We start from the raw sequence: 23,620 nt of genomic DNA, 5'->3' as shown, positions 1-23,620 counted from the left end.
GGGGGCGTGAACCCACCTCCCGCACGCCCCCAGCACCCGCTCACTGGAGCCAAAAGAACTCGGAACTCTGGTCCCAAAAGAAGTGCTTACAAACATCTGGCCCACCGCCGCCCCGGCCAGACTCGCGGCCGCACCATCGCAAGCCGGGCTGTGCGGGTGGTCTGGCCCCGGGGGGTCTGTCCTTGCCTGGCTAACGCCTCTCCCGTGCAGGCTGCGGCCCGTCAACAGCCGCAACCACAACGGAGGACCCCCGTGACCGCCACCCCGGCCGCCGCCCTGTTCATCCCGCCCCTGGACCCCCAGACCGGGATCACCCCCGACGCCCCGTCCACGCCCCTCACCCTGCCCACCGACAGCCAGTTCGCCTGGCGCATGAAGCACCTCGGCGGGCTGCCCGAGGCCACCTACTACCACCCGGACGCCGTCCTCCACGTCCACGGCAACGGCATCGCCCAGCGTCTCCCGCTCAACCCGGTCGCCTGGACACTCGCCTCCGCCTGGCACGGCGCCCAGCTCCCCTACCTCCTGGTCGGCCCCGCCGTCATCACGGGCACCGAAGACCACGACGGCAACTTCACCCCGCTTTCCGCTCCGCTCGCCGACCAGACCCACAACGCCATCGCGGCGGCCACCGCCTGGTGGCGCGACAACCACCTTCACCTGCCCCTGTGGCCGTTCAGCCTCGACAGCCCCGCCTTCGCCCCCGCCATCACCGCCACCCGCAACGCCCTCTAACCCCAGGCAAGCCCTTCCCCAGCCGCCCCGCGCCCCTCAAGGGCCCGGGGCGCCCCCATGTCCGCCCTGCCGCCCCGGGCTGCCGTGACCGCGCCCCCACGGGCGGCGCACACCCCGCGCCCCGGCCGGCCAACTGACCACCCCACACCCAACAATCCCCTCTGAGTAACCCCGATCCCCACCCAACGAGGAAGGGGTTGCAGCCCTAACCAGTCCGCGTACGACAGTCGGCTCAGCCGGTTACGCCCCGCACGGAACCCCCTCCCGTGTGCCGTGAGCGACCGGCCCCGGCCGGGCCGCGTGAACGCGGTCTACCCCCTCCCCCACGGCGCGGCCCGGCCCCCGCCGCGACCAACCCCCGCCGGACCTCCGATGAACCCCGCAGCTTCCCCGGTCCCACCAGAACGGAGCCCCACATGACCCGCACCGCCCGCACCGCCGTACACACACCATCCCCGCGCCTCAACACCTGGCAGCCGATCGAGGAACAGGTATGGGCCGCCGCCAAGGCCCTCGAAGCCCAGGCCACGCGCACCAGCGTCGAGGTACGCACCCTCGGCCCCTACCGAGTGTTCGCCCGCCTCGGACACCGCGCCGACGGCACCGAGTTCCTCATCAGCGCCCACCTGTCCAACCCCCACTCCTGCATGGTCGCCGGGCTCGCACCGCTCGACGCCGACTCCACCCTGTGGCGCCACCGCACCACCTACGGCGACACCGTCGAGGTCACCACGCACGCCTCCCTCATGGACGCCGCGCACGCCGCCGCCACCGAAGCCGCGCAGCGCGGCGCATGGGCCGCCGCCGAGACCGACGACGTGGAGGCCGCGAACGCCGCTCACCCGCGCCCCGCGCTCTGCACCACGTGTGGCCGCTAGCGTCCCCCACCCCCGTCCGGCCCCGCACCGCATACCGCGGCGCGGGGGCCGTTCCATACCCGACCCGCACCGCCCGCCCGTCCGTCCGTGCGCCGGCCGGGCAGGCCCCGCCCGGGGGTTGCGGGGCTAACCCCGGCATGTATGACAGTCGGCTCGGCCGGTTACGCCCCGCACGGAACCCCCCTCCGTGTGCCGTGAGCGACCGGCCGCCAGCCGGGCCGCGCGGCCCCTGCGGGCCCCCTCCCGCCGCCGCGCGGCCCGGCCCCCCCACCAGCCCACCACCACACGAGGAGCCCTCCGTGACCACCCACGTCCAGCGCGCCGCACCCGTCACCGCCCGCATCGAGGACACCATCGATACCTTGCCCGCCGACTTTTCCGCGTTCGTCGAGCGCTACCCCGATACTGGCCACGCTATGAAGGCGGTCAACGCCACGTACAAGGCGACGCCAGAGCAGGAGCAGGCGGCGTGCGAGTACGCCGTGAGTGTCGTCTCCAACCCGGTGCCGGACACCACCCTGGCCGACCTGTACAGCATCGCCAACGGCCAACACCCGCTCTTCTGACGGCCGCCCCGGCCCCGGTCCCGCGTCTGCGGTGCCGGGGTCGCTCCGTGTTCCGCACCCCGGCTGCGCCCTGCTCCTGCCCGGCCTGGCGCCCGGGATTGGCCCGCCTCACCCGTCCCTGGCCACCCCGGCCCGCTCCCAGCCCCGCTCCCTTCGGCGCGGGGCCTTCGTGCTCCCCGGGCGGCCTCCAGCCCGGACTTCCCAGCCCCCTCCGGCGGCCGGGCCCGCTCCGCCCGTCACCGGCCTCGCTCGACCGTCCCGCCGCCCGGCGCCTGCCCGGCCCGCCTGGACCCCAGCCCGGAGCCCGTGTTGCTGCCCTAACCCCCGGCGCCGGCACGGTGCGCTCACCCCGTCCACCCCTTCCAGAGGAGCCCACCCCATGCCCGCCATCCGTGCCGCCCGCGCCCGAATCACCCGCCGCCGACTGCGCAGGCTGCGCCGCCGCGACCAGTGGATGAAGGCCACCGTCTACTACTCCGACCCGGCCAAGCCGATCGTCGCCACCTACGGCCGCGGCTCCGGACCCCTCCCGGTCTACATGACCTCCCCGCACGCGCCCTATCTCACCCGTCACCGCCGCGAGGACATCTACCGCCCGACCAGCCCCAACCCCCGATACCTGACCCGAACGCCGAAGCGCTACCGGCGCCCGCCCCGCACCTGATGCTGCAGCCCGGCCCCCGCACCACGGACACCCGCCCACGGTGCGCCCCGCCACCCCGCCGACATCGCCCGAGAGTGCGCGGACCTCCTGCTCGCCGACGCCGACAACCGGGACTACCCGCCCGGCTTGGACAACGAGGGCATGCGGCTCGCGTTCGCCCGCCTCGCTCCGGACGCCGGACACCTGCGCCCGCTCTTCGAGCGTCTGGCCCGGGGCGTATACGACCCGCAGAACTCGTATCGCACGCAGCCGCTGTACGCCGTCATCCGGGAGCACTTGGCCGACACGCTCACCGAGCGGGCCCTGCAGGTACCCGCCAATACCTAGGTGCTGGTCCGGTACGTGCGGTACACCGGCGGAGAGTTCCAGGCCCCCGTAGGGGTAGGCGACCGGCTGACCTATGACGGGCTCGCCTCCGGCCACTGGCCCACTGGCACGGTCACCGCCGTGGAGAACTCAGGCGTCCTCGTCGACTTCCGCGACGGGTTCCCGCCCCGCCACTACCGGCGGCACGAGGTCTCCCGCTGCTTCGCCTTCAAACTGGACCGCGCTCCGCAGACCACCACGCCCCCGGTCGGCACGCCGCGTTCCTGACCTCCGCGCCCTCCACACCAGCACCAGCCTTCTTGCCCACCCGGGGCGCCTCATCCCGGACCGCCTCACCCCCGGCCCCGGCCCCCGCTCCTGGCGGCGCCGGGGCCGCTTCATAACCGGCCTCCCGGTCCCGCCACCGCACCGCGCCCCGCCCGCGCCACCAACACGCCCGGCCGGCCGCGCCCGCGGGCTTGCCCCTCTTACACCCCGCACCCTCACCGTGCCGCTCATCAACCCCCGCCCGGGTCCCAGGCCACCCCCTTATGCAACCCGAGGCGGCTACTGCAAAGACTGCCCGTCCCCTGAAGGGAATCTGCCGTGCCCACCGAAACCACCGACACCTTGATTCGCGCCGCCCTCATCACCGCTGGATACGCTGTGACGAACGCCGACGTTCCGCACCCGCACTCCGCGCTCACCCTCAACCTCGGCCACCTGCCCGGCGAGATCTGGATCAGCGACCACGACGGCCACACCCTCTACCCTCCTGAGGAGCACACCGGACTGTGGGCACGGCACTACCCCGCCCCCGCCAACGGCGACCACTGGACCGACATCTACACCTCGCAGCTGTCCGACCTCACGGCCGACCTCACCGGGCTGCTCGCCTCGCTCGCTGCCATCACCCCGGCCGGTCACCAGCTTGCCGCGCCAGACCAGCCCACCGAGGCCTAACCACCAGCGCCGCCCGGACGTCGATCGCATCCCACCGGCCCGCACAAGCGCTACGTGCCCGCACCCCGAAGCGGTGCCAGCGCCCGCCCCGGCCCTGAGGCTGCTGCCCGGCCCCGCGCCCCGGAGTCACCCGTCCCCGGCACGGGGCCGCCCCACTCCCAGCCCCGGCCGCGAACGGCTTGCGGGGCTAACCCGCAACCCCCACACGGTGATCCCACAACCCGCGCCCCGGAACCCCCGGACCGCACCCTCACCAGGAAGGCACCACCATGTCCGACACGCCCAAGGCCACCGTCGACGAGATCCCCCTCACCACCGCACAGACCATCACCCCCGGCGGCCGCGCCCGCATCATCAGCAACATCACCCCGCTGGTCCTGGCCAACCTCACCGGCACCATCGAGGACACAGCCAACAAGCCCGGCCGCTGCACCCTGTACCTCGACGCGAGTTCGACCGAAGCCCTGCGCCGCGACCACCGCGCCGGACACCGCCGCCCGGCCGACAACACCCGCCGCGCTCGCGTCACCGTCCCCACCGCCTGCCTGATCCCCGCCGACAACGACAACTGACCCACCCCAGCCCGGCCCCGCGCCCACCGGACACCACCGGCAGGCGCGGGGCCGACGCGTGTTTCCCGCCTGCAGCACCCGCCACCCCAGCCCGCGTCCCACCCCCCGGCACCCGGCCACCCACCACCCCCGCACACCCCCACCACCGCGCCTACCGTCACAAGGAATCCGCCGCCACCAGCCACACCACACGCAGAAGGGGGAGCCCACCGTGCAGCACCAGACGACGATCAACGAACTCGCCGCCCTGAACGGCCTGTTCACCACCGTCGACCACATCACGGTCCCCGAGACCGACCCCAACACCGGCATCACCGAGGAGGTGACCCTCCCACCGCCGCTCATCCGCACCCGGACCCTCCGCGACGACACCGTCGTCTTCGTCCTCACCCCGCCCGGCATCCACGAGCGCATCCACGTCGCCGACGGCGCCCCCGTCACCATCTACTACCGCGACACCGCCCCCGCTTCCGGCCATCACACCGCACCGGCCGCGCCCCACCAGTCGGCTGCACCTCAGCAGGCGGCCGCGCCCTGGCCCCAGCCCACCGCCCCGCAGCCCGCCGCCCCGCAGCAGCCCGCGCCCCAGCGCCGCCCCGCCGCCCCCTGGCAGTCCTGACCCCACACCCCACACCAGCACCACCCCGGCCCCGGCCGCCGCACCCTCCAGCGGCAGCTGGGGCCGCCGCCGTTCCCAGCCCGCGTCAGCCCGACGACCCCTGCCACAGCGCATCCCCACCGCCGGGCAGCACCACCTCCTGCGCACCGGCCGACGGCCCGGCCGGCACGGGCGGGGGAGGAGCAGCCGCCCCGGGCCCCGTCCTCCGACCCTCCGCAGCCGCCCCCACCCGCTCCGTCACCTCCGGTGCCGCGCCCCGCGGCCGCGGCACCGCCCCGACCGTCTCCCGGGAGGCCCCCGCCTCCACCGGCGCCCCGTCCTCGACGGCGCCCTCCTCCTCCCGGCCCAGCCTCCGCAACTCCTTGACCCGGTCCGCCCCCACACCCAGCCGTCGCGCGCACCCGGCCACGGTCTCGCCCTTCTCACCCATCGCCACCACCACCCGCGCCGCCACCAGACGTACTTCCTGGATCCGCGCCTGCCCGCGCTCACGCACCTTCCGCAGCTCCGCCTCCACCTCGGCCGCGACCTGGTCCTCGTCCTCCCGCGCCAGCTCGAAGTCCGCCGCCAGCTCGTCGAACTCCGCCTCCCGCGCCAGCCGCTCCGCCTCGGCCCGCTCCGCAGCCTCCCGTTCCGCCGACACCCGCAGCGCAGCCCGCGCCAACGCCGCCCGGCGCCGCGACACCAGCTCCTTGCCGCCCCGCGCCTTGCTCTTGCTCGCTGCCACACGCCACCTCCTGGCCATCAGGCCCGCCGGACGCGGACCCACCTGCCGCCAGTCTGGAGACGCCCACACCCCCAAGTCCGGCGGCAGCCGCCCGCGTCCCACCCCGTAGCACTCCTGTCGCCCTGCCCGGTCCCGCTCACGGGACAAGCCCCTCCAACCAGCACCACAGGAAGGCCGGGCACACCAGCGTCCAGGGCTGGGCCCTGGTGCTCCCCGCCTGCTGCTCGGCGTATTGGCCGGGGTGTGGGTGAGGGTGTCCGGTCGGCCGTGGTGGGGGTGAGGCGTGTCCCCGGTCTGCGGTCCCTGGTGCGCAGCACACCTCTGGCACTATCGGCCCGCACCCCTGCGCCGGCATGGATTTCCCGCCGGACGGGACGCGTGGGGAGATTCCCTTCCAAGGCCCTGGGAGGAACCGGCCCGGCGCCCTCCAGGGCCTTGCCGGGCTGGTCGACTGCCTGTGTGGGGATGACCGGGGCGGCCGTGACGGCCGAGAACTACCGCTACTACCGGAGCAACGTCGCTGCGGGCGACGGGGTCCATGGTGGTGAGCCGGCCGTGTCCTCGAGCCAGCCGGGAGTACCGGCCGGGGTGTGGGCCGGCCGGGCCGCGGCCGCGATGGGGCTGGCAGGGGAGGTCACCGAGCCGCAGATGAGGGCGCTGTTCGGCCTGGGCATGCATCCCGATGCCGAGGAGCGGATCGCTGCCGAGCTGGCCCGGGGAGCCTCGACCCGCCAGGCCTTCAAGGCGGCCAAGCTGGGTCGGGCCGTACCCCAGTTGTCCGAGCAGTCGCCGCTGGACAAGGCGATCGAGGAGGTCCTCGACCTCGCGGCCGCCCGGTTGTGCCGGCCGCTGACGAAGTCGGAGCGGCGCGAGCTCACCCACCGCACCGCGGCGCTCGCCTTCGAAGCCGAGTACCACCGCACCCCCGCCGACGGCGAGGAACTCGGCCGGTACCTGGCGGCGCGGACCGGGCCGCAGCGCCGCGCGGTGACCGGCTGGGACCTCACCTTCGCCTCGGAAGAACTCTCGCTGCTGTTCGCGCTCGGCAGCCCCGAGGTACGGCGCATCGTCTTGGAGGTGCTGGCCCAGGCACGGTCGGAGACCCTGGTCTGGGTGGAGAACCATGCGCTGGCCGTACGCACCGGACCGGCCGGGATCGCCCAGCACCGGGCCGAGCCGGGCCTGATGGCGACGGTCTATCTCCACTACGAATCGCGTGCCGGGGACCCGATGCTCCACGAGCACGTCGTGATCAGTCCGCGCGTGAAAGGGCCGGACGGGCGGTGGCGGAACCTGGACTCACGCCTGCTGCTGCGGGAAATCGTCGCCGCCAGCGAGCTGTTCAACCAGCGCGCCCTGGAGCTGATCTGCGACCGGCTGGGCCTGGCCGCGGAGGAGGTGGTGGTCACGCCCGGCAGGCGGCCGGTCATGCGGATCGTCGGCATCGACCCGAGGATCCGTGCCGAGTTCGCCAGCCGTGCGGGCGCCGTGCGGACCATGGCCGAGGGCCTGTTCGACGACTACCGGCGCCGCCACGGCCGTCAGCCGGACGCCGGCGCCCGGATCCGGCTGCAGCAGCGGGCCACGCTGATGACCCGTCCGCCCAAGGGCAAGGCCCGCCCTCTGGACGACCTGCTCGCCACCTGGCGGCGCCGGGCCATCGCCGTGACCGACCAGGACACCGTTGACCACCTGCTCACCGCAGCACAGGCAGCGGCAGCCGCCCTCGCCCCCGACCCTCACCAGCCTGCCGCGGCGAGCGTTGACCTCACCGCGGCCGCCGCCGAGGTGCTCGCGGCCGTGACCGAGCGGCGCACCACCTTCAGGCGCCGCCACGTCCTCGCGGAGGCCCGCCGCTACCTGATGCGGACCCTGCGCGGGGCAACGGCCGGGCCCCAACTGGCCGAGGAGATCACCGACCGCGTCCTCGCGCACGGCGACTGCCTGGACATCACCCCACCCGAGATCAACCCCTCCCACCCCGACCTCGTCCGCCCGGACGGCAGCAGCATCTACCGGCCCATCGGCTCGGCCACCTACACCACCCACTCCCTCCTGGCCGCCGAACACCGCCTCCTCGCCGGAGCCCGCAGCCGGGTGATCCCGCCCGTAGCCCACGGCACCTTCCACCGCACCGCCGCCCTCCACCAAGGCCCCATGGACGCCGGACAGCAGGCCCTGGCCGCGTCCTTCGTCCTCTCCGACCGCCTGCTGCTCGCCGGACTGGGCCCCGCCGGCGCGGGCAAGACCACCGCCATGAGGCTGGTCGCAGCCGCCGTCGACGCGACCGGCGGCCGCCTGATCCCGCTCGCCCCGTCCTCCCGCGCCGCCCAGGTCCTCGCCACCGACCTGCAGCGCCGCGCCCACACCCTGCACTCCTGGCTCCACCAGCGCGCCCAGGTGGCCGACGGCCACACCGTGGAGGCGGACTTCGCCCTGCGCCCGGGCGACGTCGTCCTCGTCGACGAAGCGGGCATGGCCGGCACCCTGCTCCTGGACCGGATCCTCGCCGACGCGGCCGCCGCCGGCGCCGTCGTCCGCCTCCTGGGCGACCCGCACCAGCTCGCCGCCGTCGAAGCCGGAGGCGCACTGCGGCTCATCTCCCAGGCGGGCGCCACCGTCGAACTGGACCGCCTGCACCGCTTCACCGTCTCCGGCGAAGGCGACGCCTCCCTCACCCTGCGCGACGGCGAAGACCCCCGATCGGCATTCGACTGGTACCGCAGCAAGGGCCGGATCGTCGCCGGACGCCACGAGGCCATGTGCGACGCCGTGTTCACCGCGTGGGCAGGCGACACCAGCCGCGGCATTGCCTCGCTGATGACCGCCGCCGACAACGCCACCGTCACCGAGCTCAACCAGCGCGCCCAGGCCTGGCACATCGCCAAGGGGGACCTCGACACCAGCCACTCGGTCCCCCTGCGCACCGGAGCGCGCGCGCACGTCGGCGACATCATCGTCACCCGTCTCAACCGGCGCCGCATGACCGTGCGCGGCGGCAAGGACTTCGTCAAGAACGGCGACACCTGGACCGTCGAGCAGATCCTCGCCGACGGCGCTGCGATCGTCCGGCACACCCAGCACCGCGGCCGCATCACCCTGCCCGCCGACTACCTCACCGCCCAAGCCGAGCTCGGCTACGCCTCCACCATCCACCGCGCCCAGGGCATGACGGTCGACACCTCCCACGCCCTGGCCTCCGCCCGCTCCAACCGCGAGGGCGTCTACGTCCAGCTGACCCGCGGACGGCGCACCAACCGCCTCTACATGGCCATCGACGACGGCGACCACCTCGACGACGTCCTTGCCACCGTCGCCGCCCGCCGCAGTGCGCAGCTGACCGCGACCGAGCAGATCGCCGCCCTGCAGCGCGAGATCAGCGCACCCAACCAGCTGTCCGCCGAGTACGCCGACGTCACCGAGAAAGCCACCGCCGCCCGCCTCACCGGGGCCCTCGAACAGATCCTCGGCGCCGACCGGGCAGCACAGTTCATGGCCGCCGACGCCTACCCCGCCCTCGTCCGCGCGCTCCACGACGCCGAACGCGCCGGGTTCGCCCTGCCCCGACTCCTCGCCCGCACCGTCCCCAAGCGCGGCTTCGCCGACGCCGACGACGTCTCCGCCGTGCTGACCTGGAGGCTGCGCGAAGCCCTGACCGACGTCGAACAGGCCCGCCACACCGCCCGCGACAGCGCCCTGGCCGCGCTCTCCCGGGCCCAGCTCGACACCCTCAGGCAGCTCGCCGACGGCCATCGCGCCGCCGCCCAGGAAGCCCTGCGGGCCGCCGACGCCGCCTTCACCCACCTGCCCACCCCCGTCACCACCCGCCAGAAGACCACCCATCCCGCCTGGCCAGACCGGCCGCTCGGCCCCCTCACCAGCGGCGAACTAGCCTCCCAGATGGCCACCGTCCGCACCCAGCTGCACAGCGCGGCCGCCACCGGACACCCGCTCTCCGATGCCGCCCGGGCCACCATCACCGCCCTGACCGCCGAGACCCAGCTGCGCCGTGCGATGGCCTGGCGCGACCGCGCCCGCGAGGACTACCAGCGCGAGCGCTCCCCGAACCGCCCCCACAGCGCGGGCCAGTCGCTCACCGCCGCCCGCCGCCAGGCCGCCGAACGCCGCGCCGCCACCGGCCGGCGACAGCACTCCGCCCGGGCCGCCCTGGCGCGCGCCCAGGCTGTCACCGCCCGGATCGACGCCGAACTGCGCCTGCGCGAACGCCTGCCCGACCACGCGCCGCACTACCGCACCCGCGGCGAGATACCCGACTGGGTTGCCGACTCCCACGCTCTGACCCACCCCGGCACCCCCGCCCACTGGCGCACCCATCTCGCCGAACGCCACCGCATCCTGGCCCGCTCGCTGGCCGACCGCGGCCACACCCTCGCCGGCAACCCGCCCGCATGGGCACGCCCGCTCGGCCCGCCGCCCTCCACGCGCTCACCGCGCCGCCGCCACGCCTGGGCCACCACCGCCGCCCTGGTGGAGCTGTGGCGCACCCGCCACGCCATCACCGGCGTCCCCGGCCTCGGCCCGCGCCCGGCCGACCCCGAACAGGCCGCCGACTGGGACGACCTCGACGCACGCATCCGCGCCCTCACCGGACGGCGCCGCCCCGCCGAGCACCTCCCGCCCCCCGGCGCGCCCGCCCACCAGGTCCTCGCGGCCGCCCTCGACCACCTCGACGCCCCGCCCCCGGCCGGGCCCCTGCCCGCACACCCGGCCCTGCGCGACCCCTTCGGCGTCGCCCCCCTCACCTACGCCGCCCTCGACGCCAAGCTCGCCCGCACCGCCCTCGTCGCAGCCCTCGCCGGCGAAAGCGCCCCCGAAGGATGGATGGAGGAGATCACCCCGCCCGGCGAGGACGATGAGGACGAGCAGCGCACCTTCACCAAGCTCATCAGCGCCCTGGCCGACTACCGGCGGCGCCACCACCGCGCCGGACCCGACATCCTCGGCCCCCGCCCCGAAGGCCTCGCGGGCGAGGAATGGGACCACCTCACCGACGCCATCGACCTCTACACCCACGCCCGCGTCGCCCGCCGTCTGGAGCAGATGCGCGAACGCACCGCCGCGGCCCGCGCCCACCTCCTGCCCCCGGCCTCGCCCCTCCACGAGCGGCCCCCGCCCGACAACCACCGCCCGGGCCCGCAGCGCCCGACCCGCTGAAACGGACCACCATGACCCTCCAGTTGCACCTCCCCGGCCACCTGCGGCCACGCTGGCGCGACCTGCCCCGCCTCGCCGCCCTCCTCCAACGCCGCCTGGGACCCCCGTCCCTGCACCCGCTGACCCGGCCCGCCGCCTGCTGGCTGTGGCTGCTCACCCTCGCCACGCAGCACGCCGCCGGACGCCTGCTCGCCCACGGCACCGCCACCGTCTCCGTCACCGGCCCCCGCATCCCCTTCACCCGCCAGGCCGCGTGCACGGCTGTCCTCACCGCAGGCCTGGCCATCCACCTCGCCTGGATATGGCTCCCGCTCAAGGCCGCCGCATGGGCCATGGAGAGCAACTTCTGGCCGCTCACCACCGTCGTGCTCGGCTTCGGCATCACGCTCTCCCTGCTCGTGGAGACCGGCAACCTGCTCCGGCACACCCGCGCTCTTACCTCCCTCACCGACACCCTCAAGCACCTGCGCACCCACACCGGACACCTCTGGTGGGAGGCCGGGAACCTTGCCGCGCACGACGACGACCCTGTCTCAGGCGGCCGCCTCGTCCACCAGGCGCTGCGCCTGGCCGACACCCACCGGGCAGGACTGGTCGTCGTCGCCAGCAGTCCGGCCGCCCACCGCGCCTACCTCCGCCGCGGCTTCACCCCCGGGCTCCTCAATCCGCGCGTCCTGATCAGGCCCCCGCGCCCGGTGCTGGAGCGGTAGGGCCGGGCCCCGGCACGGACGGTCGGACAGCTGCGGGAGACGCCGGACCGGCCTGCCGGACGACGCGGTCGTGACCGCGTCGATTCCCCTGAGCCTGGGACCCCGGCCGAGCGACCCCGCCGGAGCGGAGGACGACGACCGGGTCCTCACGAAGGCGGAAGCAGCGCCGTCGACGTCCAAGCCCTGCAAGCCTGTCCCGGACCCGCCGGCCGGGCGCTACGTCTTCATCCACCGGGAGGTGGAGGGGGAGTGACCCCAGCGCGGACCTCACGCGTCACACCAGCCCCAGTTTCGTGAAGTAACCCATTCTTTGCCTCTCCAGTGCTCCCAGCGGTACTCAGCGCGGGCCCGCTCCGGGGCCCCGCGAGGCGAAGGAGACACAGCCATGACGAAGACCACCAACCCCACAGTACGCACCGAGGCCGTGCTCGTGGGAATGGCGCGACGTCCGGGCACCGAGCCGCCGTACGCGGACGGCGCCGACTTCCAGCGGCGAGGCGACCGGGTGACGGCCGCCGTCGTCGACAGCGCAGGCCACGGCAAGGAAGCCGTCCGCTACGCCGCGACGGTGCCCGCGGTCATCACGCAGATGGGCATGGTCCAGGGCGGCCTGGCCGCACTGACCACCGCCGGGATGATGGCGCAGGCCCACACCACGGTGCCGCACACGAGCGCCGTCTACGTGAGCATGGAGCCGGGCCGGACCAGCGCCGTGTACTGGATCGGCGACGCGCGGGTCTACTCGGTCAAGGACGGCGCGGTCACCCTGGTGACCACCGACATGACCATGGCCAACTACCTGCGGACCCGGCGCGGCTTCGCCCCCGACCTCACCGCGGTCTACGACGACTGCACCCGGCTCGGCCTCGCGCAGGCCGGCTGGGCGACGTGCAGCGTCACGGAGATCCCGGAAGACCACCTCGTCCTGCTCGTCTCGGACGGCATCCCCGACCACGTGGACCCGGCGACGATGACGGCGCTGTGCCGCACCCACGCCGACGATCCGCAGGCCCTGGCCGACGCCCTGGCCGACGCCGCCGCACTGGACGCCGACGGCTACCGCGACGACTGCACCGTGATCGCCATGCGCCACCGCACCGCCTGACACCACCCAGGACCGGCCGCCCCAGGCGGCCGGTCCCTCCTGCTCAGATCACGCGCACCGAGCGGAAGTCCACGGCCCGGCCGGTCTCGGCGAGCAGCTGGGCCGCGACCCGCTGGGCCTCAGCGGCACATCCCCGCGCTCCCGAACGAGCAACGCGTAGATCGGAGTGTCGCCGGACACCTCGCGCGCCGCACTCCCCTTCACGACGGACCGGGTAGCGAGTGTAGGGGAGCAGGAAACCCGGCGAAGGCGAACCCCAAGAGCCCGATAACACGCCACACGAGGCCGAGTTGAGCGCACCGGCATCCCGGCACCCGGCCGGGATGCCGGTCCACTCCAGCCTGCCCGGCACCACCACACCCCCGTACCACTGACCCCTGAAAGGACCGGCCATGCCCGCCATCGGCCCCGGCTACGACGACCCCGAGTACGACAATTACGACCCCGACTGGCAGCACCAGGACACCCCCTTCCGGCGGTGGCTTTACGACCGCCTCACCGCCGCCGGCTCCAGGTGCGCCGCGGACATCGCGGCCACCTACGCCCCCGCCAACCGCTACAACGGACTCCACAGCGACGACATGGACACCCTCGCCACCCTCACCGGCACCTCCATCGACGACGTGCGCAGCGCCCACAAGGCCGACCTCGGCCACTGGGCGCGCGAGCAGCAGCTGCGCGACCATCCCGACCTCGCTGTCCTCGACGCGGACCTGGACCGCCTGCGCCGACGGTCCTGACCGGGCCTGCCCCGCCTCAGCCGCTGCCCTTCTTCTTCGCTGCGTGCTGGCGTGCGGATCCGCAGGCCGGCTCACATTGGCAACAGGCAACGGCTTCCGCCCGGTCCGGCCCGGGCCAACGATGGAGGCATGACCCGAACCCCCATCGAGAACAACGGACTTGTCCAGGTCGTCCTGCAGTCCGCGGGCACGCTCCACCCCGGTGCCATCGAGCTCATCGGCGACGGCCTCTTCTTCGACATCGGAGGACGACTGCGCAACCCGCACCATGACCCGCAGATGCGCTACCGGACCGGCCTGGAGCCCGAGGTACGCAGCCACGTCCTGTCGACACCCGGCGCGAACACGGTCATCAACGAGATCATGGACGCCACCAGGGCCGTCCTCCACGGCTACGCCGAGCCGCGCCGCCGGCTGGTGAAGGTGACGGTCGCCTGCAGGGGCGGCAGGCACCGCTCCGTGGCAGTCGCCGAACAAGTTGCCGAGTACCTGCGTGCCGAGGACGACACCTGTGTGGAAGTCGAGCACCGCCACGTCGGCCTCCCGGTCGTGGAGAACCAGCCGTAGGGGCCCCGCGCGAGCAGCAGACCCGCGCGGGACCGTGCACAAGAACCCGGCCCGGACCTTCACGGACGGCGGCTGCCCGAAGGTGGCGGGCACTGCGCCCGGACACCGGCGAGGGAGCCGCTTCACCTCGGCCGAGAGCACCTCGCATCCTCCATGGCTGGGGCGGCGGCGTCACGGAGTGGTGCGGCACGCCCTGTTCGCGCTCTCGGTGCCTCTTTTCGCGCGTCGTGGCCCGGTTCCCGGCCGCCTGGTGGGACACACCTTGAAGAGGCCGACTCACCGCTTGGGAACACACCCCCACGGGGAGAAAACCTGTGGCCCCGGCGGCATGCGGGTTGCACATAGTGGTCCTCGAACTCACCATCGACCTGCGAGAACGGACTTCCGCGTGACGACCGCCAACAGCGAACCCTCCACACCCGTGCGCATCCCCGGGCGGGGCTGGACGGTCCGCCTCACCGGCCACACCGACCGCTCGGCGACCGTGACCTGCTCCGCGCCCTGCCGGATGCCGGCCCGCTCCCGCGACCTGGCCACCCTGCGCCGCTTCGCCGCCCAGCACGCTGCCGCCCACGCAAAGGCGGCCACCGTCCGGCCCAACGCCGCCTGCCACTGCCGCTCCCAGCGCTGCGACGCGCACGCCGCGCACAAGGTGCACTGCTCCGGCGCCGTCGTGATGGTCCTGCGCCACGACCCCAGCGTGAGGCAGGTGTGGATCGTGGAGGAAGTCTGCGAGAGCTGCGCGCCGCTGATCCCGCACGCCCGCATCCTCGCCTGCGCCACCGCTCCCGCCCGGCCCGCCGCGACCAAGCCGGCCGCGCAGGTTCCCGCTCCGGCCCGGCCTGATGCGATGGGCCTCTTCTCCTCGGCCGGTGCCGCCGCCGACTCCGGCCGCGACACGGTCCGGCCGTCCCGAAGCGGCTCTGGCAGGCCTCGCCGCGGTCCCCGCCAGAGCCGCTGAACCCGGAGCAGGCCTCAGGCGGCGACGTCGGCCAGGTCGGCGGACGCGACCATGACCGCCAGAGCGAACTGCCGGGCGGCCACCAAACATGTCTCCGCCGCCGCGCTCGGATCGGTCGCAATCTGCAGCGCGCGCAGGATCATCAGCCCGGCCGGGGACCGCGGTATCGACCGCATCGTCGAGGATCTGCCCCACCGTGAACTCGCCCGTGGCGGTGGCCGCCTTCACCAGCTCGATCGCGGCTTCGGGATCGTCCGCGAACGAGGTGAGGAAGTCCCCGCTGATCGCGGGGAGCGCCATGGCGGCTGACTGCGAGGGGGTCGGAAGCGCGATCGTGCCCGGTGCGCGATGGCCGTCCGTGTCCGGGCCGATGACGGCATCGGCGAGGACCTGATCAGCCTCGGCCGCCGCGCAGCGGGCCTCGAAGGTGCGCTGTCGCGGGCAGGGCGCCTGCCTGCCGCTGTTCCGGGCGAACTTCACCGGATCCGGCGCCGCGCCGCCGCGGGCGACCCGACTGCGCGAGCAGGCCGTCCGTCAGGGCGGACCGGGGCGGGTGCGTCCCGCAGGGCGGGACGGATCCGCCGCTGCCGCGCCGGGTGCTCCCGCCCTGCGGGAGATACGGGCTGCCTGACGTACGGCGTTCATGACCGCGGGCATGCTGCGGCGAGCCGCCGTCCCCGGACCTGCGCGGCGCCCCCACCGCCGAGCAGAAAGTCCCTCGATGAGCGAGCCCACCTCCCCTCTGCCCGAGGCCCTGTCCTCTCGCCTGGCCGCCGCCGGACCCGGTGCCGTCGCTCTGGTCGAGACCGGCCCTGTTCTCGATCCGCTCACCTGGGAGGAAGCACCGGTGCCCGTGGTGGGGGAGACCGGCCTGGCCCGGACGCCGTCGGCGGGGGAGGGCGTATCAGTCCTGCAGGTCTGCCGGGGGCGGCGCGAGGCTCTGCTGAGGTGGCTGGAGCTGGACAGCGCAACGGGACAACTGGCCCTCGTCAGTACCGGCGAGGGCCCCTTCGAGCACACGCCCGGTGAGCTGGCGGCGCGCCTGCTGCAGGATTCCGCGTCCGGCGACGCCGACCTGGTCGAGGCGATGGGCCACTGGCTCGCGCGCCGCTTCGGCCCGCGACCGCAGAGCCCGGAGGCGGGATGGGCGGCCGCGGCCGCCGCCTGGACCTGCCACATGCGTGCACTGGCCGAGCTCCCACTGACCGCTGTGCTCACCGCAGCCCGGGACCGCGCCGGCGACGACAGCCCGGACACCGGCGAGCTCATCATGCGCACCAGCCTGACGCTCACCGACCTGATCGACCGGATGAACGCACCGCACCGCACCCGGGCCGACCTGGTCGCGGACTGGCGAACCCTCCAGCCTCTGGCCGCGACCATCCCCGCACTGAGGGCGGGAGCCGACTGGCTGCTGGACCAGATCGCGCTGCGCGACGCTCCCGCGCAGCAGATGCGCGCCGTCCTCGAGCCCGACATCAGCGACCACCAGCGCGACCACCGAGCGGCCGGCAGTTCCGTCCCGGCTCTCGACGCGGCCCGCACCTCCCAGCTGGCACAGGCCCGCCACACCGTCCGCTCCTACACCGCCGCCTTCTACTCCGGCCGCACCGAGGAAGCCGAGCTGCTGCGCAACGCGTTCCCCGCGCCAGCCCGCTCGCTTCATGCCAGCGCCCAGGCACAGGCATGGCGGCAGGCCTCGCTCACCGCCCGCCACGCCCTGGACGCGGTCGCGGCCCGCCGCGCCGCCGCGAGTGCCGAGGACGACACGGCGTACTTCGCCGACCCGGAACGCCTCCATGCCGAGTCCGCCTACCTGAGTACCTGGCAGGGCAGGCTCGACCTGGTCCACGACGCTCTGGGCCGCCTGGCCTCGCCCGTAGCGCTTCCCCACGAGGTGTCGGAAGACCTGCGTGCGATCGCGGCCCAGGTGCCCGGGCGCCGTCTGGCCGAGGCCTTCGGAACCCGTGAGCGGGCGCTGGCGGCTCTGGACGGGCAGATCGGCTATCTGCAGCAGGAGCCCACCCCGGAGCACCGGCGCAAGTCGACGCGCGGCGAGCTTGCTCTGCTGACGGCAGTCCGGGACAGCGCCGTTCCCCGCCTGCCCGCGGGGGAGGAGCACGGCAAGTCAGGCCTGGACGAGGACGCGATCCGGCGGAGGGTGGAGCAGATCATGGACGCCGCCAGGGCGCCCCTCGTCCCGCAGGCGCCCCCGACGGCCGCCCTCCAGGACCACGGTGTGAACCTGCAACAGCCCGGCACGATCGGCATGCAGCCGTGACGGGCGTCCTGACTCTGCTGGCGAAGCTGGTGGCGCCGCTGGCCCGGCGCGGCCTGCCCCGCCTCGCCCTGTCCGTCATGGCGCTGACGGTATCCGCGGCCGCGCTGACGGCTTCGAGTGCCGTACTGATGGCAGGCCGGGGCCTCGTTGCGGTGCGGCCCGACGCGGGCACCGGCGGCACGCCCGCCGTTGTTGGGCTGCTGGCGGTGGTCACCGTGGCGGCCGCGCTGCTGGCCATGGCGGGGAAGGCGGGACTGGCTGTGTTCGCCGTCCTCACCCCGTGCGCCGCCTGCGCCGACCTCGCGGCCCGCTACCGGGCCGCGCCCCGCCTGGTAGCTGCTCGGCCGGTCATGCGGCAAGTCCCGCGCGGCGGGCCCTGAAGAGCGTGGCGATGGTGAAGGCGTCCGTGATCCGGCCGCTTCCTGCCATCTGTTCGGCCTCCGCGAAGGCGACGGTCCGCGCGCGCCGGATCCCCACGCGGCTCTCCAGCTCGCCGACCGAGTCGATCCGCGCGGCGTACAGCTCGACCTCGCTGGCCAGGATTCCGGTGTCGGGATGGAGAGTTCCCAGGCTGATCAGCTCCCGGGGCGTGGCGCCGACTTCCTCCTGGCACTCCCTGGCGGCGTTCTCCTCGCCGTCGAGCCCGGCACTTCCGCCGCCGCGGGGTATCTCCCAGTGCCAGGACCGGGTGGCATGCCGGAAGTGCTCGATGAGGACCACCGCCCCCTCGCCGACCAGCGGCAGCACCGCCACCCCCGGTTCGTTACGGGGAGCGAGCATGCGCAGGTAGCGGTCCGGCGTTCCGTCGGGGAAGACGACCGCGTCCTGCAGCAGCATCCACCACTGGTCCCGGTAGACGACCTGCCCCTCGGGCGTCGGCCAGCGAGCGATGCTGATGCTCCCCTCCCCGGGCGGGGTGAGGAACCAGTCCGGCCGGACATCGCGCAGGTGCGCGTAGGCGGACTCCGGGGTGTGGTCCATCCTGTCCCCCACCGTCGCCGGCAGCGCGAGCAGGGAAGAGGGAACCGGCACGGCAGGCATCATGCGGCAGCCTCCCAGCGGGCGGCGGCCAGGTCGGCGGCGAGCTCGTCGACCGCCGCCCGGGTGACGTGGCCGACCGCGACCAGGTGGGCCATCGGCCCCGAGCACGCCAGATGCCACTTCTTCACGATCCAGGCGGGCGGCCGGTCGAAGGTGACCGTCAGCGAACCGGGCACCCGCTCGGGGCGGACCCCGGCCTCCTCAAGGCGCTCCACCGCGTACGCGGCGACCTCCTGACAGCGCATCACCAGAGCCGCCATGCCGCTGCGCCCCAGAGACCGAAGCCGCGCCCACAGCAGCAGCGACGTCAGGCCGGAGCGCGAGCAGGCCAGGGTGCGGTCGGACGTCCCGACGTACTCGCCGCCCATGACCTGCGGCATCCACTCGCGCCGGGACAGGGAAATCCCGGCGGGCACCGGCAGACCGAGGATCTTGTGCCCGGAGATGTTCAGGCTGTCGGCGCCGTGGCCGAACCCCCAGCGGGGCTGAGGACTGGTGTGCGCGGCGATGAGCCCGCCGGCGGCCGCGTCGACGTGCACATGGACCGGACCGGCCGCGGCGGCCGCGCCGCGCAGCAGCACGATGTCGTCGACCGCGCCGCGCATCGTCGTCCCGCAGGTCGCCGCCACGATCGCTCCGGCGGCCGTGCCCCGGCGCAGCAGGACCTGCAGGCGCAGATCGGCTGCGTCCATCGCTCCGTCGGGCAGCGACGCCACGGTCACCAGCTCCATGCGCAGCAGCTCGCACGCGCGGCCGACGCTGTAGTGCGCCTGGTCGGAGGCGTACACGGGGGCATCGGGCAGGCGGCGGCGGGCAGCGGCCAGCCCGTGCAGGAGTGCCTCGCTGGAGGAGGACGCCACGTACCCGTAGACGTCGGACGGCAGGGCGCCCGCGAGCCGGCTGATGTACTCCAGCACGGCGAGCTCGTAGGGCTTGGCGCCGATGTCGGAGGCATCGGCGCAGTCCGGGTCTCCGACGTTGTTGAACAGCATCCCGAGCAGCGGCGCGAGCTCCTCCAGCGAGAAGTCCAGGTTCCCGGGAAAGCCGAGCACCTGCCTCTTCTCGCCGCGCATGACACCGGCCAGCGCATGGAGCCGGCCGACGTCCGCGGCTGTGTCCGACGGCAGGTCCTCGATGGCCAGATCCGCATCCAGCGGGATCGGGGCAGGATGTGCGCTCACGTCAGCGGCTCCACGCAGGTCGACGGCAAAGGGGGCATCCCATCTACGCCCGGCCCGCGCCGTCGTGGGCGTCATGGCGGCCGCGGGCACCGCCGGGCGGGAGAACGGCGCGCGCCAACACCGTGCGGCTCCCGCCCCGCGGGAGACCCCACCCCCGAGAGTGCCGCGCCGCCGGCGGCCGCCATGCGAACACCCACAGGACGGCCTGCCCGAGCGGCGGCCGCAGGCACCAGCGCCCGCCCGGGCCCGTACGACGGGACACCGGGTGAAGTCACCGACCCGGCAGACGGGACAGGCCACCGGCCGCCCGCGATACGGCCGCACTCCGCACCAGCATCGGCCTGGTCAACCTGGCCGGCTGAGCCACTCGCTGCAGCCCGCTACCCGACGATGGCAGCGGACACCGGTCGTGCCCGGGCCGCCCCCCAGACACAGGGGCGGATGACGGTGGAGCAGGCCCTGCAGTTCGACGAATCCCTCTGGCGCCGCTTCACCGCACTCCACGAAACCGGACACGCCATCGTCGCCCTGGCCACTGGCGAGGCCTCCGTCTCCACCTGCGTGATCGCCCCGGCCAAGACCACGTCCGGGGATGACGCCTCCGCGTACACGGAGCTCAGCTGGGACTCGCCCGATGCCTACCGCATCCTGCTCTACGGTGGAGCCGCCGCCCAGATGCGGTGGCTCCACGAGCAGCAGCTGTGGACCCCGTTGAGGGAGTCCGCGGTGGCAACCCTGGCGGGCCACGACTACCAGGCGCTCGCGGCAACAGGGGCGACTCCCGCCCAGCTCCGGCAGGCACAGACCACCGCCCGGGACCTGCGTGACCGCCACTGGCCGGCCATCCTCGCCGCCGGCGCGCTCCTGGAGAAGAACGGCACGGTCACCGGCGAGGACCTCGCCGCGCTGCTCCACCGGATCCCGGCAGCCGCGCAGACGCAGCTGCCGCCACCGGCCCCCTCCTCAGCCACTTCATGGACCGGGCCCGGCAGATCGCGGCAGAGTCACAGCAGCGCGCCTCACACACCCCGCAGACCACCACACCGCTGGCACACGCCCAGACCGAATCCCTCGGCAGCCAGCAGCAGCCTGGCCACAGCCACCACCGGTAGCAGCCAGCACCCTGCCGCCCTCTCCGCCACGACCTTCCCGGGCACCGGGGTCACCGCTGTCCGGGGCGGGCGAGCCCAACCGCCGGTGCCACCTGGCGGACCGGCCCGGCCGGTGGCAGCACCAGATGCTGGGACACAGGCACCACAGCCGCCCGCAGGCAGGGAAGCGCCGTTGAAGCCCGGCCACGGCCCTGTTGGGCTTGCCGACACAGCGGATGAGCCCCCCGCCCCCGCTGCCGCCGCCCGCACGCCGCGCGCCAGCCATGAGCGACCCGGCGTGCGGGCGGCCTCACTCGACAGACCCCCACCCGCACCCAGGCAGGCAGCTGATGGCCCACGCGCAGGTCCGCGACGTCCCCCGCACCGCCTCGGCACGCGGGCCCTTCCCGAAGGCGTCGGACTACCGCCGCCGGGTCCACCCGACACCCGCTCCAGCCCACGCCGTTGAGCACCCGGCCCCGGCCCCGGCCCCGGCCCCGGCCCCGGCCCCGGCACGGGGGCCCTTCCCGAAGGCGTCCGACTACCGCCGACCCACCCACCCCCAGCCCACACCGGCACCTACGCCCGCTCCGGCCCCCCTGCCTGCGCCCACCGGCACTCCGCCGTCCTTCCGCGCCGTGCTGCGCCACCGATATTGCAGCCGCCTGCTGATCGCCTCCGTCACCGGCCGCCTGTCACTGGGCATGGCACCCGTCGCACTGATCCTCGCGGCGCAGGCCGACGGCCACTCCCTGGCCACCGCGAGCATCCTGGCCGCGCTCTACGGCATCGCCCCCGCACTGGGACTGCCGCTGCTGGGCCGCCTCGCCGACCACCGCGGACTGCCCTTTCCCATCTACCTCGGAGCGGGCCTGGTCGCCGCAGCACTGACCGTGCTCGCCCTCGCCGGCACCGCCAACCTCCCGCTGACCGCCGTGTGCGTCCTGCTGGCGGGCGCCGGATGCCCGCCCCTGGAAGGCGGACTGCGCTCCCTGTGGCCCACCGTGCTCCCCGACGACGCCCATGTCCGCACCGCCTACACCCTGGACTCCTCCACCCAGGAGATCGTCTACGTCACCGGCCCCGCCCTGGCCATCGCCCTGGCGGGCGCGGTCTCCCCGGCCGCCGCCCTGGCCCTGGCCGCCGCGGCGACGCTCGCCGGATCTCTCGCCTTCGCCACCGCCCACCCCGCCCGCACCTGGCGCGCCGAAGCCCGCAGCTCCGACCGGCTCGGCGCGCTGCGGCCGCCCGCCATGCGCCCGCTGCTGGCCGCCCTGGTCTTCCTCGGAGCCACCGTCGGCGCCCTCGACGTCGCCGGGATCGCCTCCGCCGAGCAGCAGAAAGCGGCCTGGCTGGCAGGCGCCCTGCCCGCGACGTTCTCCGCCGCCGGGATCCTCGGCGGCATCGTCTTCGCCCGCTTCCAGCCCGCAACGGCCCCGCGCCCCCGCCACCTGGCCCTCATCGCCGCCCTGTACGCGGCCTGCTGGCTCCCGCTGCTTGCCCCGCTGCCCGCCCCGCTGCTCTTGGCCGCGGCCATGCTCCCGGGCGCCCTGTTCGTGCCGCTGCTCACGGTGGCCAGCCTCACCCTGACCTCGCTGGCCCCGCCCGGCACCTCCACCGAAGCCGTCGGCTGGCTCTCCAGCGCCATGCGCCTGGGCCTGGCAGCCGGCACCGCCCTCGCCGGGCCCCTCGGCGGCCACTTCGCCGTACCGCTGCTCGCGGCCGCCCTGTGCACGCTGCTGCTCAGCACCCGCCTGTCCCTGCGCCCCGCGGCCGCCGCAGTCACGGCCTGACCGGCCCCCGAAGCGGCCCGGTCCCGCGTGCCGGGACCACACCCCAGATGCCCGTGCCGAGCCCTGACACCGCGCCCCCCGCGCGCCGTTCGGCCCCGCGGCGGGCCCGCAGGCTCCCCGTGAACAACCTCCCCGCACCCTTCTCACCCAGGAGAGACATCACCATGAAGATGCGCACCCGCGTGGCCGCGACCGCCTCCGTCGCTCTCGCGCTGACCGCCGGCGGCCTGGCCACCGCGACCTCCGCCAGCGCGGCCAGCGGCTGCTACATCACCGCCTCCGCCGCCAACGTCCGCTCCTCCCCGTCGACGAGCGCCCGCATCAACGGCGTCGCCTACCGCGGCTGGACCTGCTCGACCTGGGACTCCGCGTACTCCAAGGGCCAGTACTGGTACAAGGTGAAGATCAACAGGACGGGTGTGACCGGGTGGGTCCGCAACGACCTGATGCACCACCCCGACGAGGACATCCGCACCTGCATCCCCGAGCTGCCCTGCCGCTGACCACAACGCACGTCTCCGCCCAGCAGCATGATCTCCCACCCGCCCCTGCATCGTGAGGCCCGCTCCCCGTCCGGAGCGGGCCTCACGTCCGTATGCCGACGGACCAGGCCCCGGTCCGTGGGACGGACCGGCACCCACGGCACCCGCGGGTTCCTCCCGCCTCCGAGACCGTCCGGCCAACTCCTTTCCCACCCCTAGGGATAAGCGGAATATGCCCCTTTATGTCCCTGGCGGAGTGGTGGCGTCCCTGCTGAGATCACTGCTGTCCGACCACACACGATCCTCTTCCCGAAGGAGTCCCCCCATGACCGAGCGCCCGCTGAAGTCCCGCCCGTACCGCTCGATCCGCCCGTACGCCGCGGCCCGCCCGTGTCTGACCGGCGGCCTCGGCGAGACGCTCTCCGCGCGCCCCTGCTAGCCGGCCGCCGACGCCCGTAGCGAC

General features: G+C 74.3%; 24 protein-coding genes. 21 read left to right on the top strand and 3 right to left on the bottom strand.

What is annotated here, in order from left to right; genetic code table 11:
• Positions 1 to 252 precede the first annotated feature (252 nt).
• From ACFWP3_RS18995 to ACFWP3_RS18955, 9 genes are all read left to right on the top strand, one after another.
• Positions 253 to 735: a DUF3846 domain-containing protein gene (locus tag ACFWP3_RS18995; RefSeq protein WP_384222245.1), complete on the top strand. Its 483-nt coding sequence runs from the start codon at positions 253 to 255 to the stop codon at positions 733 to 735.
• Positions 736 to 1,151: 416 nt separating this feature from the next.
• A complete protein-coding gene (locus ACFWP3_RS18990; protein ID WP_384222243.1) occupies positions 1,152 to 1,613 on the top strand; it encodes a hypothetical protein in 462 nt (153 codons plus the stop codon).
• Positions 1,614 to 1,912: 299 nt separating this feature from the next.
• The gene (locus ACFWP3_RS18985; protein ID WP_384222241.1) at positions 1,913 to 2,179 is read left to right on the top strand and encodes a hypothetical protein; all 267 of its coding nucleotides are present in this window, start codon (positions 1,913 to 1,915) and stop codon (positions 2,177 to 2,179) included.
• A gap of 379 nt (positions 2,180 to 2,558) precedes the next feature.
• Positions 2,559 to 2,843 carry a hypothetical protein gene (locus ACFWP3_RS18980; protein ID WP_384222238.1) on the top strand — a complete coding sequence of 95 codons (285 nt, stop codon included), beginning with the start codon at positions 2,559 to 2,561 and terminating at the stop codon, positions 2,841 to 2,843.
• A gap of 126 nt (positions 2,844 to 2,969) precedes the next feature.
• Complete coding sequence (locus tag ACFWP3_RS18975; protein WP_384222236.1) at positions 2,970 to 3,170, top strand: hypothetical protein; 201 nt, start codon at positions 2,970 to 2,972, stop codon at positions 3,168 to 3,170.
• On the top strand, positions 3,171 to 3,437 hold the full coding sequence (locus tag ACFWP3_RS18970; RefSeq protein WP_384222235.1) for a hypothetical protein: 267 nt from the start codon (positions 3,171 to 3,173) through the stop codon (positions 3,435 to 3,437).
• A gap of 318 nt (positions 3,438 to 3,755) precedes the next feature.
• Positions 3,756 to 4,112, top strand: a complete 357-nt coding sequence (locus ACFWP3_RS18965; protein WP_384222232.1) for a hypothetical protein — start codon at positions 3,756 to 3,758, stop codon at positions 4,110 to 4,112.
• 269 nt (positions 4,113 to 4,381) lie between these two features.
• Entirely contained in the window at positions 4,382 to 4,684 is a 303-nt protein-coding gene (locus ACFWP3_RS18960) for a hypothetical protein (protein WP_384222231.1), read from the top strand.
• A gap of 211 nt (positions 4,685 to 4,895) precedes the next feature.
• Entirely contained in the window at positions 4,896 to 5,303 is a 408-nt protein-coding gene (locus ACFWP3_RS18955) for a hypothetical protein (protein ID WP_384222229.1), read from the top strand.
• Between the two features lie 85 nt (positions 5,304 to 5,388).
• On the opposite strand, the gene ACFWP3_RS18950 is transcribed toward ACFWP3_RS18955, so the two are convergent.
• Complete coding sequence (locus tag ACFWP3_RS18950) at positions 5,389 to 6,030, bottom strand: hypothetical protein (protein ID WP_384222227.1); 642 nt, start codon at positions 6,028 to 6,030, stop codon at positions 5,389 to 5,391.
• A 465-nt stretch (positions 6,031 to 6,495) separates the two neighbouring features.
• On the opposite strand from ACFWP3_RS18950, the gene mobF reads away from it, so the two are divergent.
• The 10 genes from mobF to ACFWP3_RS18900 all read left to right on the top strand — a co-directional run bounded on the left by mobF (position 6,496) and on the right by ACFWP3_RS18900 (position 17,949).
• Positions 6,496 to 11,205 carry a MobF family relaxase gene (gene mobF, locus ACFWP3_RS18945; RefSeq protein ID WP_384222262.1) on the top strand — a complete coding sequence of 1,570 codons (4,710 nt, stop codon included), beginning with the start codon at positions 6,496 to 6,498 and terminating at the stop codon, positions 11,203 to 11,205.
• Positions 11,206 to 11,216: 11 nt separating this feature from the next.
• The gene (locus ACFWP3_RS18940) at positions 11,217 to 11,915 is read left to right on the top strand and encodes a hypothetical protein (protein ID WP_384222225.1); all 699 of its coding nucleotides are present in this window, start codon (positions 11,217 to 11,219) and stop codon (positions 11,913 to 11,915) included.
• Positions 11,916 to 11,985: 70 nt separating this feature from the next.
• Entirely contained in the window at positions 11,986 to 12,168 is a 183-nt protein-coding gene (locus ACFWP3_RS18935; protein ID WP_384222223.1) for a hypothetical protein, read from the top strand.
• A 132-nt stretch (positions 12,169 to 12,300) separates the two neighbouring features.
• Complete coding sequence (locus ACFWP3_RS18930; RefSeq protein ID WP_384222221.1) at positions 12,301 to 13,020, top strand: hypothetical protein; 720 nt, start codon at positions 12,301 to 12,303, stop codon at positions 13,018 to 13,020.
• Between the two features lie 392 nt (positions 13,021 to 13,412).
• The gene (locus ACFWP3_RS18925) at positions 13,413 to 13,760 is read left to right on the top strand and encodes a hypothetical protein (RefSeq protein WP_384222218.1); all 348 of its coding nucleotides are present in this window, start codon (positions 13,413 to 13,415) and stop codon (positions 13,758 to 13,760) included.
• Between the two features lie 129 nt (positions 13,761 to 13,889).
• Positions 13,890 to 14,327, top strand: coding sequence for a hypothetical protein (locus ACFWP3_RS18920; RefSeq protein WP_384222216.1), 438 nt, complete (start codon positions 13,890 to 13,892; stop codon positions 14,325 to 14,327).
• Between the two features lie 388 nt (positions 14,328 to 14,715).
• Positions 14,716 to 15,288 (top strand): hypothetical protein, encoded by a 573-nt coding sequence (locus tag ACFWP3_RS18915; RefSeq protein WP_384222214.1) that lies wholly within the window; start codon positions 14,716 to 14,718, stop codon positions 15,286 to 15,288.
• 51 nt (positions 15,289 to 15,339) lie between these two features.
• Positions 15,340 to 15,597 (top strand): hypothetical protein, encoded by a 258-nt coding sequence (locus ACFWP3_RS18910; RefSeq protein WP_384222212.1) that lies wholly within the window; start codon positions 15,340 to 15,342, stop codon positions 15,595 to 15,597.
• Positions 15,598 to 16,009: 412 nt separating this feature from the next.
• The gene (locus tag ACFWP3_RS18905; protein ID WP_384222209.1) at positions 16,010 to 17,569 is read left to right on the top strand and encodes a hypothetical protein; all 1,560 of its coding nucleotides are present in this window, start codon (positions 16,010 to 16,012) and stop codon (positions 17,567 to 17,569) included.
• Positions 17,566 to 17,949: a hypothetical protein gene (locus ACFWP3_RS18900; protein ID WP_384222207.1), complete on the top strand. Its 384-nt coding sequence runs from the start codon at positions 17,566 to 17,568 to the stop codon at positions 17,947 to 17,949. Before ACFWP3_RS18905 ends, ACFWP3_RS18900 begins: the two co-directional genes overlap by 4 nt.
• Here ACFWP3_RS18900 and ACFWP3_RS18895 read toward each other — a convergent pair.
• Complete coding sequence (locus ACFWP3_RS18895; protein WP_384222260.1) at positions 17,918 to 18,610, bottom strand: NUDIX hydrolase; 693 nt, start codon at positions 18,608 to 18,610, stop codon at positions 17,918 to 17,920. The two genes, ACFWP3_RS18900 and ACFWP3_RS18895, sit on opposite strands and share 32 nt — an antisense overlap.
• The gene (locus tag ACFWP3_RS18890) at positions 18,610 to 19,791 is read right to left on the bottom strand and encodes a pyridoxal-dependent decarboxylase (RefSeq protein ID WP_384222204.1); all 1,182 of its coding nucleotides are present in this window, start codon (positions 19,789 to 19,791) and stop codon (positions 18,610 to 18,612) included. The genes ACFWP3_RS18895 and ACFWP3_RS18890 overlap by 1 nt, the downstream gene beginning before the upstream one ends.
• A gap of 1,441 nt (positions 19,792 to 21,232) precedes the next feature.
• Here ACFWP3_RS18890 and ACFWP3_RS18885 point away from each other — a divergent pair.
• Both ACFWP3_RS18885 and ACFWP3_RS18880 read left to right on the top strand, forming a co-directional pair.
• Entirely contained in the window at positions 21,233 to 22,675 is a 1,443-nt protein-coding gene (locus tag ACFWP3_RS18885; RefSeq protein ID WP_384222202.1) for an MFS transporter, read from the top strand.
• A 164-nt stretch (positions 22,676 to 22,839) separates the two neighbouring features.
• Positions 22,840 to 23,178, top strand: coding sequence for an SH3 domain-containing protein (locus ACFWP3_RS18880; RefSeq protein WP_384222199.1), 339 nt, complete (start codon positions 22,840 to 22,842; stop codon positions 23,176 to 23,178).
• The last annotated feature ends 442 nt before the right edge of the window (positions 23,179 to 23,620 follow it).

This window comes from Streptomyces sp. NPDC058525 (assembly GCF_042719495.1).
Lineage (GTDB): Bacteria > Actinomycetota > Actinomycetes > Streptomycetales > Streptomycetaceae > Streptomyces.
This window is presented reverse-complemented; position numbering and strand designations above follow the sequence as displayed.

Coding starts and splice junctions, on each gene's coding strand:
- ACFWP3_RS18885 (WP_384222202.1), top strand. CDS start 21,233: ATGGCCCACGCGCAGGTCCGCGACGTCCCCCGCACCGCCTCGGCACGC.
- ACFWP3_RS18930 (WP_384222221.1), top strand. CDS start 12,301: ATGACGAAGACCACCAACCCCACAGTACGCACCGAGGCCGTGCTCGTG.
- ACFWP3_RS18940 (WP_384222225.1), top strand. CDS start 11,217: ATGACCCTCCAGTTGCACCTCCCCGGCCACCTGCGGCCACGCTGGCGC.
- ACFWP3_RS18905 (WP_384222209.1), top strand. CDS start 16,010: ATGAGCGAGCCCACCTCCCCTCTGCCCGAGGCCCTGTCCTCTCGCCTG.
- ACFWP3_RS18910 (WP_384222212.1), top strand. CDS start 15,340: ATGACCGCCAGAGCGAACTGCCGGGCGGCCACCAAACATGTCTCCGCC.
- ACFWP3_RS18980 (WP_384222238.1), top strand. CDS start 2,559: ATGCCCGCCATCCGTGCCGCCCGCGCCCGAATCACCCGCCGCCGACTG.
- ACFWP3_RS18895 (WP_384222260.1), bottom strand. CDS start 18,610: ATGCCTGCCGTGCCGGTTCCCTCTTCCCTGCTCGCGCTGCCGGCGACG.
- ACFWP3_RS18990 (WP_384222243.1), top strand. CDS start 1,152: ATGACCCGCACCGCCCGCACCGCCGTACACACACCATCCCCGCGCCTC.
- ACFWP3_RS18880 (WP_384222199.1), top strand. CDS start 22,840: ATGAAGATGCGCACCCGCGTGGCCGCGACCGCCTCCGTCGCTCTCGCG.
- mobF (WP_384222262.1), top strand. CDS start 6,496: ATGACCGGGGCGGCCGTGACGGCCGAGAACTACCGCTACTACCGGAGC.
- ACFWP3_RS18960 (WP_384222231.1), top strand. CDS start 4,382: ATGTCCGACACGCCCAAGGCCACCGTCGACGAGATCCCCCTCACCACC.
- ACFWP3_RS18925 (WP_384222218.1), top strand. CDS start 13,413: ATGCCCGCCATCGGCCCCGGCTACGACGACCCCGAGTACGACAATTAC.
- ACFWP3_RS18920 (WP_384222216.1), top strand. CDS start 13,890: ATGACCCGAACCCCCATCGAGAACAACGGACTTGTCCAGGTCGTCCTG.